The sequence below is a fragment of the Clostridium sp. HBUAS56017 genome (assembly GCF_007115085.1).
GTDB classification, from domain to species: Bacteria; Bacillota; Clostridia; order Clostridiales; family Clostridiaceae; genus Clostridium; species Clostridium cibarium.
In genome coordinates, this window is the sequence record NZ_SULK01000002.1 from 246,077 (window position 1) to 260,853 (window position 14,777).

Annotated in this window: 14 protein-coding genes; all 14 read left to right on the forward strand. The window is 30.2% G+C overall.

Features of this window, described 5'->3' with window-relative positions:
* Positions 1 to 3: 3 nt before the first annotated feature.
* Positions 4 to 228: an acyl carrier protein gene (gene acpP / locus FAY47_RS03480; RefSeq protein WP_143315024.1), complete on the forward strand. Its 225-nt coding sequence runs from the start codon at positions 4 to 6 to the stop codon at positions 226 to 228.
* A gap of 106 nt (positions 229 to 334) precedes the next feature.
* A complete protein-coding gene (fabK, locus tag FAY47_RS03485) occupies positions 335 to 1,276 on the forward strand; it encodes an enoyl-[acyl-carrier-protein] reductase FabK (protein ID WP_143315025.1) in 942 nt (313 codons plus the stop codon).
* Entirely contained in the window at positions 1,269 to 2,204 is a 936-nt protein-coding gene (fabD, locus tag FAY47_RS03490) for an ACP S-malonyltransferase (RefSeq protein ID WP_143315026.1), read from the forward strand. Before fabK ends, fabD begins: the two co-directional genes overlap by 8 nt.
* A gap of 16 nt (positions 2,205 to 2,220) precedes the next feature.
* The gene (gene fabG / locus FAY47_RS03495; RefSeq protein WP_143315027.1) at positions 2,221 to 2,961 is read left to right on the forward strand and encodes a 3-oxoacyl-[acyl-carrier-protein] reductase; all 741 of its coding nucleotides are present in this window, start codon (positions 2,221 to 2,223) and stop codon (positions 2,959 to 2,961) included.
* A 9-nt stretch (positions 2,962 to 2,970) separates the two neighbouring features.
* Positions 2,971 to 4,209 (forward strand): beta-ketoacyl-ACP synthase II, encoded by a 1,239-nt coding sequence (fabF, locus tag FAY47_RS03500; RefSeq protein WP_143315028.1) that lies wholly within the window; start codon positions 2,971 to 2,973, stop codon positions 4,207 to 4,209.
* A 14-nt stretch (positions 4,210 to 4,223) separates the two neighbouring features.
* Positions 4,224 to 4,724 carry an acetyl-CoA carboxylase biotin carboxyl carrier protein gene (gene accB / locus FAY47_RS03505; RefSeq protein ID WP_143315029.1) on the forward strand — a complete coding sequence of 167 codons (501 nt, stop codon included), beginning with the start codon at positions 4,224 to 4,226 and terminating at the stop codon, positions 4,722 to 4,724.
* A 2-nt stretch (positions 4,725 to 4,726) separates the two neighbouring features.
* Positions 4,727 to 5,149, forward strand: a complete 423-nt coding sequence (fabZ, locus tag FAY47_RS03510; protein ID WP_143315030.1) for a 3-hydroxyacyl-ACP dehydratase FabZ — start codon at positions 4,727 to 4,729, stop codon at positions 5,147 to 5,149.
* Positions 5,150 to 5,158: 9 nt separating this feature from the next.
* A complete protein-coding gene (locus FAY47_RS03515) occupies positions 5,159 to 6,511 on the forward strand; it encodes an acetyl-CoA carboxylase biotin carboxylase subunit (RefSeq protein WP_143315031.1) in 1,353 nt (450 codons plus the stop codon).
* Complete coding sequence (accD, locus tag FAY47_RS03520) at positions 6,504 to 7,370, forward strand: acetyl-CoA carboxylase, carboxyltransferase subunit beta (protein WP_143315110.1); 867 nt, start codon at positions 6,504 to 6,506, stop codon at positions 7,368 to 7,370. Before FAY47_RS03515 ends, accD begins: the two co-directional genes overlap by 8 nt.
* Complete coding sequence (locus FAY47_RS03525; RefSeq protein WP_143315032.1) at positions 7,363 to 8,178, forward strand: acetyl-CoA carboxylase carboxyltransferase subunit alpha; 816 nt, start codon at positions 7,363 to 7,365, stop codon at positions 8,176 to 8,178. Before accD ends, FAY47_RS03525 begins: the two co-directional genes overlap by 8 nt.
* 217 nt (positions 8,179 to 8,395) lie before the next feature.
* The gene (locus FAY47_RS03530; RefSeq protein ID WP_143315033.1) at positions 8,396 to 9,328 is read left to right on the forward strand and encodes a DUF4003 family protein; all 933 of its coding nucleotides are present in this window, start codon (positions 8,396 to 8,398) and stop codon (positions 9,326 to 9,328) included.
* A gap of 29 nt (positions 9,329 to 9,357) precedes the next feature.
* A complete protein-coding gene (locus FAY47_RS03535; protein WP_143315034.1) occupies positions 9,358 to 9,774 on the forward strand; it encodes a HutP family protein in 417 nt (138 codons plus the stop codon).
* A gap of 349 nt (positions 9,775 to 10,123) precedes the next feature.
* Positions 10,124 to 11,323, forward strand: a complete 1,200-nt coding sequence (locus FAY47_RS03540) for an acetate kinase (RefSeq protein WP_143315035.1) — start codon at positions 10,124 to 10,126, stop codon at positions 11,321 to 11,323.
* Between the two features lie 94 nt (positions 11,324 to 11,417).
* On the forward strand, positions 11,418 to 14,360 hold the full coding sequence (locus FAY47_RS03545) for an ATP-dependent DNA helicase (RefSeq protein WP_185966705.1): 2,943 nt from the start codon (positions 11,418 to 11,420) through the stop codon (positions 14,358 to 14,360).
* The last annotated feature ends 417 nt before the right edge of the window (positions 14,361 to 14,777 follow it).

The window sequence follows — 14,777 nt, forward strand, 5'->3', positions numbered from 1 at the left end:
AAAATGATATTTGAAGAAATTAGAGAAGTAATATGTGAACAATTAGAGGTATCAAAGGAGGAAGTTTTATTAGATACTACTTTTGAAGATTTAGGAGCAGATTCGTTAGATTTATTCCAAGTAGTTATTGAAATAGAAGAGAAGTATGGAATACAACTTGAAGATGCAGAAAAGATTAAAAGTGTTAGAGACGCAGTTAATTACGTAGAAGCACAAGTTAAGGCATAATAAAATATTTTACTTAATAAATCGGGGGTTAAAAGTTAGTTTCCCGATTTATTATTTATTTGAAATTAGATTGTTTAATATAGTAGGGATTTAGGAGGATATTTTAATGAAGAGTAGTAGGATTTGTGAATTGTTTAATATACAATATCCAATAATTCAAGGAGGAATGGCTTGGATTGCAGATTCATCCTTGGCTGCAGCAGTTAGTGAAGCTGGAGGGCTTGGTATAATAACTGGAACAGCACCTATTGAATGGATTAGAAGTGAAATAAGAAAAACAAAAGAGCTTACTGACAAACCTTTTGGAGTAAATATAATGTTAATGATGCCAAATGCTGATGATGTGGCAAAATTAGTATGTGAAGAAAAAGTACCTGTAGTTACAACTGGTGCAGGAAGTCCAGCGAAATATATGGATATGTGGAAAGAACATGGAATTAAAGTTGTTCCAGTAGTTGCTTCTGTTGCACTAGCAAAGAGGATGGAGAAAGCTGGAGCTGATGCCATAATAGCTGAAGGAACTGAATCAGGTGGACATATAGGTCAATTAACAACAATGGCTTTAGTGCCGCAAGTGGTTGATGCTGTTGAAATACCAGTTTTAGCAGCAGGAGGAATTGGCGATGGAAGAGGAATGGCAGCAAGTTTTATGCTTGGAGCTGAAGGGGTACAGATTGGTACAAGATTCTTAGTAGCTAATGAATGTACAGTTCATGAAAATTATAAAGCTAAAGTTATTAAAGCAAAAGATATTGATACAGATGTGACTGGTAAATCTACAGGACATCCAGTTAGAGTTATAAAAAATAAAATGTCAAAGCAGTATTTAAAATTAGAGATGAAGGATGTAACGCCAGAAGAACTAGAAGCTTTAGGAGCTGGAGCATTAAGAAAAGCTGCAGTAGAGGGCGATGTAGATAATGGATCAGTTATGGCTGGTCAAATATCAGGACTTATAAAAGAAGAGCAAAGTGCAAAAGAAATTATTGAAGAAATTATAAATGAAACAAATGAAAGATTAAGATATTTTGGAGGACAAAATGAATAATAAAGTAGCTTTTTTGTTTGCAGGGCAGGGAGCACAATATGTTGGAATGGCTAAAGAGTTATATGACAATATTCCAGAGTGCAAAGAGATTTTCGATAAAGGAGAAGAAATTCTAAAGATGCCTATTAAAGATTTAATATTTAATGGGCCAGAAGAAGAACTAATGCTTACTGAAAATGCTCAACCGGCTATCGTATTAACAGAGCTGGCTATATTAAAAGCATTGAAAGATAGAGGAGTAGAATGTAATTCTTCTGCAGGACTTTCTCTTGGAGAATATGTATCATTAATAAATGATGGTGTATTGAGTTTTGAAGATGGATTATTACTTGTAAAAGAAAGAGGAAGAATTATGGGGTGTGCCCTCCCAAAAGGACTTGGGAAAATGGCAGCTATAATGAGACTAGATGATGAAAAAGTTGAAAAACTAATAAGTCAAGCTAAAACTTTTGGAGTATGCGAAGGAGCAAACTATAATTGTCCAGGGCAAGTTGTAATTGCAGGGGAGAATGAGGCGATAGAAAAAGCTGTTGAAATAGCGAAAGATTTTGGTGGAAAAGGAATAGAGCTTAAAGTAAGTGGACCATTTCATAGTTCATTATTGAAAGATGCAAGTGATAAATTCTATGAAACTATTGAAGGTGTTAATGTAAATAAACTACAAGGTAAGGTATATTCAAATATTAAGGGTGAATTATATAGAGAAGATGATGATATAAGGTTATTATTAAAAAACCATATAATGTCACCAGTTTATTTTGAGAAAATTATCAGAAATATGATTAATGATGGTGTTGATACTTTTGTAGAAATTGGACCAGGAAAAGCTTTAAGAGGTTTTGTGAAAAAAATTGACAGGAGTGCCAATGTATTGAATGTTGAAGATTTACAATCATTAAATAATACATTAGATATGTTAATAAAATAGATTAGGAGGTTTTTCTATGTTAACTGGAAAATGTGCAATTGTAACAGGTGGAGCCAAAGGAATAGGAAGAGCTATAGCTATAAAACTTGCATCATTAGGTGCAAACATAGTTCTTAATTACAGAAGTAGTGAAGAAAAAGCTATAGAAGTGGAAAATGAAATTAAGGAATTAGGTGTTGAAGTATTAAGAGTTAAGGGTGATATCAGCAATATTGAGGATGTCGAAAACCTAATTAACAAAGCAAAAGAGAAATTTGGTAAAATAGATATAATGATAAATAATGCAGGGATAACTAAAGATACTTTAATCTTAAGAATGAGTAAAGATGATTTTGATTCAGTAATTGATGTTAATCTAAAGGGAGTATTTAATTGCCTAAAAGTTATAACTCCAGTTATGGTTAAGCAAAGAAGTGGAAGAATAATAAATATGTCTTCTGTGGTTGGATTAGTTGGTAATGCAGGGCAAGTAAATTATGCAGCTTCTAAAGCAGGGGTTATAGGAATGACTAAATCACTTGCAAAAGAAATTGGAGCAAGAGGGATAACAGTAAATGCTGTTGCACCAGGATTTATAGAAACAGATATGACTGAAGTTTTAGGCGACAAATTTAAAGAAGAAGCTAAGAAAGAAATTCCACTAAAGAGATTAGGTAAACCAGAAGATGTAGCAGAGGTTGTTGCTTTCCTTACAAGTGATGGCGCTAGTTATGTAACAGGGCAAGTTATTAATGTAGACGGCGGAATGGTTATGTAGGAGGATATTATGAGTAGAAAAGTTGTAATCACAGGAATGGGAGCTGTAACACCAATAGGAAATAATGTAGAAACTTATTGGAACAGTGTAAAAGAAGGTAAACTTGGAATAGACTATATTAAAAATTTAGACAGCGAAAATCTTGATGTAAAAATAGCAGGGGAAGTAAAAGATTTTAGTCCAGAAGAACTTATAGGAAAAAAGGAAGCTAGAAGACTTGATAGATTTACTCAATTTGCATTAGTAGCAGCAGATGAAGCTATAAAGAATTCAGGATTAGATTTAGAAAAAGTAGATAAAAAGAGATTTGGAGTTTATGTAGGTTCTGGTATAGGTGGTCTTATGACTATAGACGCAGATATAAGAAAGCATGAAAATAGCACTAATAAGAGAGTTTCTCCATTTTTTATAACAATGGCTATAGTAAATTTAGTAGCAGGAAATATAGCAATAAGATATGGAGCAAAGGGACCATGTACTTCTATGGTTACAGCTTGCGCTACTGGGAATAATAATATAGGTGAAGCTTTTAGATTAATTAAAAACGGATATGCAGATGTTATGATAGCAGGAGGAAGTGAAGCTTCTATCACACCTATAGGTCTTGGTGGATTCTATAGCATGAAAGCTTTAAGTCCAACTGAAGATCCAATTAGAGCATCAATTCCATTCGATAAAGATAGAAATGGATTTGTAATGGGTGAAGGTGGAGCTGTCCTTGTACTTGAAACTGAGGAATCAGCAGTAAAGAGAGGTGCTACAATACTTGCAGAGATAGTTGGGTATGGAAGTACTTGTGACGCTTATCATATAACAAGTCCAGATCCAGAAGGTGAAGGTGCAGCTGATGCTATGTTAGATGCTATTGCTGAAGCAGGAATAGCTAAAGAAGAAGTATCATATATTAATGCACATGGAACATCTACGCCATTAAATGATAAATATGAAACAATTGCAATAAAGAAAGCATTAGGTGAACATGCTTATAAAGTACCAGTTTCTTCAACTAAATCTATGACAGGACATTTATTAGGTGGAGCTGGAGCTATTGAAGCAGTTGTTTGTGTAAAATCTCTTATGGATGGTTTTGTTCCAGCAACTATAGGATTAAAGAATGTAGATGAAGGATTAGATTTAGATTATGTACCAAATATTGGTAGAAAGCAAGAATTAAAATATGTTTTATCTAATTCGTTAGGATTTGGAGGACATAATGCTACATTACTTTTCAAAAAGTGGGAAAAGTAGTAGGAGGTAATAAAATGAATTTTAAAGAAGTTAAAGAGTTAATAGATACAATTAATTCATCAGATATAGCACTATTTGAAATAAAGACAGAAAATATTGAAATAAAAATGGATAAATCTTTTAGTAGAGGTAATAGTGTAGAAAAAAAGACAGTTACAGATGAAAATTTAGTTGTTAAATCAAAAGAAACAAATAAAGAAACAAATGTTGAAAAGGAACTTAAACCTGATACTTCGCTAAAGGTCTCAGAAGAAACAATTGAAAATGATGAGGAGTTAACTGTAATTAAATCTCCTATGGTGGGAACGTACTATAGTGCTTCATCACCAGATAGTGATGCTTTTGCAAAGGTTGGCGATAACATTAATGTAGGAGATACATTATGTATAATTGAAGCTATGAAACTAATGAACGAGATTGAAGCTGAAGTTAAAGGTACTATTAAAAAAGTCTTAGTGAAAGATGGAGAAATGGTAGAATACGGTCAACCTATCTTCATGGTTAAGGAGGATTAATTATGATGGGTATAAAAGAAATACAAGAAATATTGCCTCATAGATATCCATTTCTATTAGTTGATAGAGTTACAGAAGTTATTGAAGGAAAAAGCGTTAAGGGATATAAAAATGTTACTATGAATGAACCTTTTTTCCAAGGACATTTTCCAGGTGAGCCAATAATGCCAGGAGTACTTGTATTAGAAGCATTAGCTCAAGTTGGAGGCATAGCTATATTGCAAATGGATCAATATAAAGGAAAGATTCCTTTATTTGCTGGAGCAGATAAAGTTAGATGGAGAAAGCAAGTTGTGCCAGGAGATAAATTAGAATTAAGTTGCGAAATAATAAAGTTGAGAGGCCCTATTGGAATTGGAAAAGGTATAGCTACTGTTGAAGGCAAGATAGCCTGTGAAGCAGAGATAATGTTTGCAATAGGATAGGTGGATAAAATGTTTAAGAAAATACTTATTGCCAATAGAGGAGAAATAGCCGTTAGAATAATTAGAGCTTGTAGAGAAATGGGAATTTTAACAGTAGCTGTTTATTCTGATATTGATAAAGAAGCTCTTCATACTCAACTTGCAGATGAAGCAGTATGTATTGGACCTGCAGCAGCTAAAGATAGTTATTTAAATGAAGCAAATATAATTAGTGCTTGTGTTTTAACAGGTGCTGAGGCTATACATCCAGGTTTTGGTTTCTTATCAGAAAACTCAAAGTTTGCTAAGATGTGTCAAGAGTGTAATATCACATTTATAGGACCGGATTACACTTCAATCGAACTTATGGGAAATAAGGCTGCAGCAAGAAGACTTATGAAAGAAGCTGGAGTTCCTGTTGTTCCAGGATTTGAAGGTGTAATCGATAATGAAGACCATGGTGTTAGCATTGCAAAAGAAATTGGATATCCTGTAATGATAAAAGCATCAGCTGGCGGTGGTGGAAAGGGAATCAGAATTGCCTTTAATGAAGAAGAGTTTAGAAAAGGCTTTAATACAGCAAAAGCAGAGGCAAAAGCATGTTTTGGTGATGATACTCTTTATATTGAAAAGTTTGTTGAAAAACCAAGGCATATTGAGTTTCAAGTTTTAGCAGATGAACATGGGAATGTAATTCATTTAGGAGAAAGAGAATGTTCCCTTCAAAGAAAAAATCAAAAAGTATTAGAAGAAGCACCATCAACATTTCTATCTGAAGAATTAAGAAATGAAATGGGTGAAATAGCTAAAAGAGCTGCAAAAGCAGCTAATTATAAGAATGCAGGAACCATTGAATTTTTAGTAGATAAACATTGTAATTATTATTTTATGGAAATGAATACAAGAATTCAAGTTGAGCATCCTATTACAGAAATGATTACTCGTGTTGATATAGTAAAGGAACAGTTGAAAATAGCAGCTGGACTTCCACTTGAATTAGCACAAGAAGACATTAAGCTTAGAGGACATGCAATTGAATGTAGAATAAATGCTGAAGATCCAAGTAAAAATTTTATGCCATGTCCAGGAAAAATAGAAGAATTATATGTTCCTGGTGGTATGGGAATAAGATTGGATTCAGCTGCATATTGTGGATATAAAATACCACATTGTTATGATTCTATGATTGCTAAGCTTATAGCATTTGGCCAAGATAGGGATGAAGCTATTATAAAGATGAAAAGAGCTCTAGGTGAATTCGGTGTTGGTGGAGTAAAAACAAATATTGATTTTCAATATTCGCTTTTAGAACAAGAAGAATTTTTAAAAGGAGAATATGATACTTCTTTTATCGGAGAAAAGATGGTGATTGGAAATGCTTAAGGATTTATTTAAAAAGAGTCAGTATGCTACTGTAAAGAACATTAGTAGAGATAGCGAAGATAAACCCAATATTCCTTCTGGGCTATGGGCAAAATGTGATAAGTGCGGAAGTATTATCTATAAAGAAGATTTAATCAGTAATTATTATGTTTGCACTAGTTGTAAAAATCATCTTAGAATAAAAGCTAGCACGAGGATTGAGTTGTTCTTTGATAAAGGTTCATTTAGAGCTTATGGAGAAGAGATAAAAACATCAAATCCATTGAAGTTTAAAGGATATGAAGAAAAAGTTGTTAAAGGAAAAAAGAGTACTGATAGTAGTGAGGCGGTAGTTACAGGAATTGCTAAGGTAAATGGAATTGAAGTAGCTACAGCAGTTATGGATAGCTTTTTTATGATGGGAAGCATGGGATCTGTAGTTGGTGAAAGAATTACATCTATAGTTGAATATGCAACTGAAAACAGATTGCCATTAATTATATTTACTACTTCAGGTGGAGCAAGAATGCAAGAAGGAATTATTTCACTTATGCAAATGGCAAAGGTAAGTGCAGCTATTGCAAAACATGATGATGCAGGACTATTGTATATCACTGTTTTGACTGATCCAACAACTGGAGGTGTCACTGCTAGTTTTGCTATGGAAGGCGATATTATAATTAGTGAACCTAATGCTTTAGTCGGATTTGCAGGAAGAAGAGTAATTGAAGATACAATAAAGGAAGTTTTACCTGATGATTTCCAAAAGGCTGAATTTTTATTAAAAAAAGGATTTATAGATACTATTATAGATAGAAGAAACTTAAGAAAAGAAATTTATAATATTTTGTCTATACATGAGGTGAAGAATTATGGGTAGAGATATTATGAAAGCAACAGCTTGGGATAAGGTAAATATTGCTAGACATAAAGAAAGACCTACTGGAGCATTTTATATAGAAAATATATTTAATAATTTTTTAGAATTGCATGGAGATAGATTGTTTGGAGATGATGGAGCAGTAATAGGTGGAATAGCTACTATTGAAGGTAGACCTGTTACAGTTATATCTATATCAAAGGGAGCTAATACTAAAGAAAATATACAGAGAAATTTTGGTATGCCAAAGCCGGAAGGGTATAGAAAAGCTTTAAGACTTATGAAAAATGCAGAAAAATTTAAGAGACCAGTAATCTGTTTTATCGATACTCCAGGAGCTTTCTGTGGAGTTGATGCTGAAGAAAGAGGGCAGGGTGAAGCAATTGCAAGAAATTTGCTTGAAATGAGTAGGCTTAAAACTCCAATAATATCAGTTTTAATGGGAGAAGGAGGAAGTGGTGGTGCACTTGCATTAGGTGTTGCTGATAGAGTCTTAATGCTTGAAAACTCTATATATTCAATACTTTCACCAGAAGGGTTTGCTTCTATACTGTGGAAAGATGGAAGTAAAGCTAAGGAAGCTGCTGAAGTTATGAAAATAACTGCAGAGAACTTAAAGCAATATAACATAATTGATAAAGTTATATCTGAGCCAAGAGGCGGAGCTCATAAGAATCCTATAAAAATGGTTGAGATACTAAAAAGTGTTATAGTAGAAGAATTAAAATATTTGAGCAAATCATCAATAGATGAAATTGTATCAGAAAGATACAAGAAATTTAGACATATGGGAAATTTTAATTCCTAGAAATTAACCTTTCAAATTTAAGAGCATAACTTAAATTTGAAAGGTTTTTGCCTTCTAAATACATAAAATGAAAGATTAAAGGAAAGTTGTCCAGAGTTTAGAAAATGATTAGGAAGTTTTAAAAAATACAAGATTTTCTTTAATAAAAAATATCCAAGATAAATTATTTTTATGGTATTATATAAGAAGAGAATAACATATAAAAAAGGATGATGATATGGATATTGAGCTGAGAAGTAAGGTTGATTTACTTTCTGAGAATTATAGAGAGGTAAAAAAAGTTTTAAGATGGTATGGGAGAAGATTAAATATAGTTGAAGCACTTTTGTATGGTAGAACAGATAAAGAAATTGATTTAAAAAAAGTGAAGGAAGTTAGAAGATATTTAGATTTAGTAACTTCAAGAGAAATTAATTTTACCAAGAAGTTTAAAAATATATTCTCAATTTTGATAAATGAAAATAAGGAATACAAAAAAGTATATGGAGATACTCTTGAAGTTTATAAGCATTTAATTTCTAAAGGATTTTTAGAAGAAGAAATTACTTTGTTTTCTTCATTTATGTTAGCAAATAGATTTTGTGATGAAGAATTAGATAGTAAATTACAGAGATTATTAGAAGTTAAGAATGCGTTAAATGGCGATGATTATATTGGATATGTATTGTTAGCAACAACTAGTAAACCAATTGATGTTATTAAAAACGAGTTTAATTTAGTATCAGAAAATATAAGACAAGCAGGAAATTGTAATGAAGATATGATAAAAAGTCTTACATTTTCTCTTATTTTAGAAGATAAAGAAATTGAAAAGAAGGTAGAAAAAGCATTTGAAATAGTGTGTAACATAAAAAGTGAAATGTCTTTTTTACCATTTGATGCTTATCCTTTATTAGGATTAGCGGCTATGTTAATAGATGATTCGGAGAACTTTTCTAAAGAAATTAAAGATGTTTATGATATGGTAAATGAGAAAAAAACTTTTAAGTTCTTTTTAAATAAAGAGCTGAAATTGCTTTTTTCAATAGGAATAGTTCTAGATAGGTATATAGAGGAAGTAAAGGCTGATCTAATTGATATAAGTATTAATGATGAAATGAACATTCTATTAACATTAGAAGAATGTATAGTTTTTTCAGTTTGTCGCTAAAATTTTATTTTACGAATGGAGATAAATAAATGAGTGGTGAGACTAGTACTCAAGTTGCAAAAATTGCAACAAGAATGGCTATTAGTAGTAGAGAAGAAGAAGAATTCCTTAAGAATGAGTATGCAAAGTTGTCTGCAAAGGTTACAGCTGTAAATATAGGTGGAAATATAAATGAGTCAATTCATAAAATATTAGAAAGAGCATTGGTTGCATCAAAGAGAAATGGACTTATTCGAGAAGAACATCTTCATGAAGGTGCTGTAATAGGTGCTACTAGGGATGCTCTAATGCAAATAAGTACTAGAGCCAATGGACAAAATGTAGGTGGTAAAGTTGGTATTGCAAGAAAAGGTGAACATATTTCTGTATGCATATTTTTAAGTATAGGGCTTCTGCATTTAGATGAAGTTGTTATTGGTATAGGACATAGATCCTTGCCAGAATAGTTAGATAGAAATAAAAAAGATTAGGATTATAATCCTGATCTTTTTTTTGTAAAAAATACAAAAGGTGATTTCTATAGATTTAATTAAATTATAAATAAAATTCAAAAATGATCAAAATATATCTTGACTATAATGAATTATGCAATTAATATATAAAAGACAAAAACTAATAGTTAAGTATTTTTAAATATGAAAACGTTTATTAGTAAATGAATTATTTTGTAATATAGTGTCAATAATATTATTGGATTATATTTTAAATAATGTAATATTTTAAATATAATTTTATAATAATAAAATATATGAAAATTTAATTATAGTTATTAATAAAGAAGTGGAGGGAAAAGATTTGAAAATTTTAGTAATAAATTGTGGTAGTTCATCATTAAAATATCAATTATTTGATATGGAAACAGAAAATGTTATAGCAAAAGGTATTGTTGAGAGAATAGGAATCGAAGGGTCTATGTTAGTACAAAAAGTTGAAGGTAAGGATAAGTTTATTTTAAATAAGCCTATGGAAAATCATAAAATAGCAATCTCCTTCGTTTTGGATACTTTGATAGATAAAGAGAATGGTGTAATAAAATCAATGGATGAAATTGCTGCAGTTGGACATAGGGTTGTTCATGGAGGCGAAAAGTACTCTGAATCAATTTTAATCGATAAGAAGGTTAAGGATTCAATAAATGAATGTAGTAAAATAGCACCACTTCATAATCCACCTAATATTGTTGGAATAGAGGCTTGTGAAGAGCTTATGCCATCTACTCCAATGGTAGCTGTGTTTGATACTGCATTCCATCAAACTATGAAAAAAGATGTTTTTCTTTATGCTTTACCATATGAACTATATGAAAAACATGGAATAAGAAAATATGGTTTCCATGGTACTTCACATAAGTATGTTTCTGAAGAGGCAGCAAAGTATATGGGAAGAAATATAAGTGATTTGAGAATAATTACTTGCCATCTTGGGAATGGAGCTTCGTTGTGTGCAATAAAAAATGGAGAGTCTATAGATACTACTATGGGATTTACTCCACTTGAGGGGGTAGTAATGGGAACTAGATCAGGAAGCATAGATCCTGCAATACCATTATATTTAATGAGTGAACTTAAATTAACTATAGATGAAGTAGGTAATATATTGAATAAAAAATCAGGAGTGTTAGGAATTTCACAAATAAGTTCAGATTTTAGAGATATTGAGACAGCATATAAAAATGGTGATGAAAGAGCAATACTTGCTTTTAATATTTATCACAATAGTATAAAAAAACAAATTGGTGCATTCATAGTAGAGCTAGGGGGAGTTGATGCCATAGTGTTTACAGCAGGAGTAGGAGAAAACGGGCCAATCACAAGAGAGTTAATATTAAAGGATTTGGAGTTCTTTGGAATAAAAATTGACAAGAAAAAAAATGAAGTTAGAGGAGAATTCAAAGAAATATCCACAGATGATTCGAATGTAAAGGTATTCGTTATTCCAACCAATGAAGAATTAGTTATAGCTAGAGATACTTTGGATTTAGTGAAAAATAAGTAAATTAACTACGTAAAAATCCTTAGAAAAATTGCAATGAATTCACTTTCTTTATGATATAATTAATTGTTATTTTATAATGATTGGGAGTAAATCTATGAATTCAAGAGATAAAAGTGTATTAGATAACGTTATATATTTAGATATAGTAACAACAGGCTTTGATGAATTATCTTTAGATATTATTGAAATAAATGCTATAAAGATTATAGATAACAATATATATACTTATAAAAGAAAAGTTCAACATGAGAAAAAAACTTTAACTAAAATTCAAAGAGAAAAAGAATACTCTGAAAAAATAGAGGAAAAAGTTGAGACTTTAGAGCAAATTACAAAAAGCTTATCAGAATTCTTAGAGGATTATCCACTAATCTGTTTCAATGGTATTCATCTGTGTAAAGTTATGCTCAGATGTTTTCCTGAAATCAAAAATAATGTATTAAATATTATGGAACTAGCAGCAATTCTTGAACCGTGGTTAAAGGAATATACCCTTGAGTACTTAGTCCAAAAACTTACTAACATTTCAGAAAATAAGCATTTGAAGAATGAATTTAGTAATATTGAGTGTAGTATAAAAGTAGTTAATGCTCTCTTGTGTAGAGAATGGGCAAGGGAAGAGAGGGTATTTAAAAGAAGGAAAGTTACTTTTTACGAAATATTAGTAAAAGAGTATGCCTTAGAGAAAAGATGGGCTTGGACAAAATATATTAAGAGACCATTACTTTTTACATTTCAGGGATATGAATATATAAATTATGATGAAAATAAAATAGCTAAGCCTAAGCTAAAGAAGATGCAGATTAAATATGATGAATATGAAAATCTTTTAAGAAAAACAGATATATGGACTAATGGTGGAGACTTTGGATACAAGTATAGAGAGCAACAAAGAGTTTTAGCTGAAAAAATCAAAACAAATATAGAAAATGAGGAAAAAATATTTATAGAAGCCCCTACGGGTAGTGGAAAAACTTTTGCTTATTTGTTAATACTAACTTTAAAGGCATATATAAATAAAGGAAGTTATAAAGTACAAGATTCATCATTTATTATATCTACTGATACAAAAGAATTACAAAATCAACTTATTTCGAAAGATATACCTAAAATTCTGATGAAGTTAGATTTAGATGAAAAAATTAAATATGGTTCTATCAAAGGAAAAAGTAACTATATATGTAGTGAGAGGTTAGAGAAATCACAAAATTTCAATGGTGAATTAAAAAGTATTTTGGCAGAAGTTTTCTTAAAAAGATTATGTAAAGATGGAAAGTATGGTGATATTGAAAACATAAGCTATTTTGCGTATACTTACTTTTCTTTAGAAAAGTATTTATCTGATGTAGTGTGCGAAAATGAGAGCTGTAATATAGAAAAATGTTTAAAACCTTGCTTTCTAAAAAATAGATATAATGAACTTCCAGCTGAAAATATTACTGTTATAAATCATTCTTTATTGGCAAGTTGGCCTTATAATGAAAAGAAGAAAATTACGCATTTAGTAATTGATGAAGCACATAATTTGATGGAGAAATGCTATGATTTTTTTTCAGAAGAGTTTAATTCAGAAGAATTTGTAGAACTACTTAAGAATGCATATGAAGTAGAACCAACTATTTATAGACAATTAACTAATCTAAATGCAAGTAATGGGTATCGAGAAAATGTGGAACTTGCTAAAATTAAATATTGGATAACTGAAATTAAAACGAACATCGGTATTATGTTAAACAAGTCTATTGAATTAAAGCTTGTTAAAGATGAGTACAATTTTAGAAGTGAATTTTCTTTGCCTGAAGAAGCGTTTAAAGAAAAAATCAATGTTTTAAGATTTCATATATCTAAAATAAAAGAAAATATATATGGAATATATAGTCTTCTAAATAGATATTTAAATAACATTACATCAGAAGAGGAAAGTAAGGAAGATAAGGATTATAAAATAGTATATGATTATATTATGAAGCTTAAATCATCATATGAAATACTAGATGTTTTTTTAGAGAATTCAACAAAAAAGGAAACTCATGCAAAAGTTATTGAAGTTTCAAAGGAGTATAGCTATTTTAAAATTACAAATATACCATTAAATATTGAAGAACTCGTTAATGATCGGATACTCAAAGATGTGAAAAGTACTACATTTTTATCCGCTACTTTTAGAATTAATAATTCATTAAGGAAAATGAAATGTTTTCTTGGACAAAATGAAGCAAAGGAATTAATACTGCCTCAAACATTTAGATTAAAAGATAAAACTAAAATATTTGTTTTAAATGATATTGGTAGATACAATAGTAGTAATTTTTTAAAGAACTCTGCTAAGTTTATATTTGAGATGGCACTAAAACTTAATGGGCATATGTTAATATTATTTACTAATAATTTAAGAAGAAAAGCTGTGGAAGAAGAACTTGCTGAACTTGCGAGGAATACAAAATTTGAAATATACTCACATAAAAAATCATTAAAATATCTAAAAGATGATAGTAGACAAGTTATTATTTTAGGGAGTAAAGGATTTTTTGAAGGAATAGATATTCCAGGTGATGCATTAACTTGTGTCATGGTAGATAAAATACCTAACAAAAGTCTTGAGGATCCACTACTAAAAGCAGTAACTACTTATAAAAAAGAAAGTTATATTGATGTAAATTATCCTCAGGTATGTATAAAGTTGAAGCAGATTTATGGAAGGCTAGTTCGTAGTGAAATGGATTATGGATATTTTTGTATCCTAGACGGTGGTCAAAATACAAATGTATTAAATAAACTTGAGAAAGATCTTTGTGGACCAAGATTTGTTTTTGAAGATAGTAAAAATATTTTGAATAAAATCAATGATGATTCTAGGCGATGGAAAATAGAAAATTTAAAGGCTATGATGTCAGACATTAAAAATGATGATGGGTTTGCTGAAAATTTCAATTGTGAATCGAAAAAGATGAATTCCTTTTGGATATATAGGGGAAAATATAATGGAAAGATATTATTTAAAAATATAGATTTAATAGCTGAATTTACAAAAAAGTGATATTATATTTTTTAATTTCTTAATAATAATGTTTGGATATTTAAGGATAAGTGCTTAATTCTATTAATATTTTTTCGTAAAATTATAGAAAAAAGCCTAATTAGTAAAGAAAAAGTGAATGTTTTCTTTACTAAAAGAATAAATATTCAACTTGCTATTGCAATATGTAAAGTTTAAGGATAAAATAATATCGTAAATCTTGATATTTAGATTAGCTAATTTTTTTTGTATATAAATATGGAAAGAATTATCGCAATATCATTAAGATGTAAAATGATACTTGGAGGGTTAAAAATGAAAAAGAAATCAATAGCGTTGGCTTTGACTAGTTTACTATTAACTGGATTAATGGCTGGATGTGGAAATGGTGACACAGGTAAAAAAAGTTCTTTAAAGGTAGGAATGGTAACAGATTCA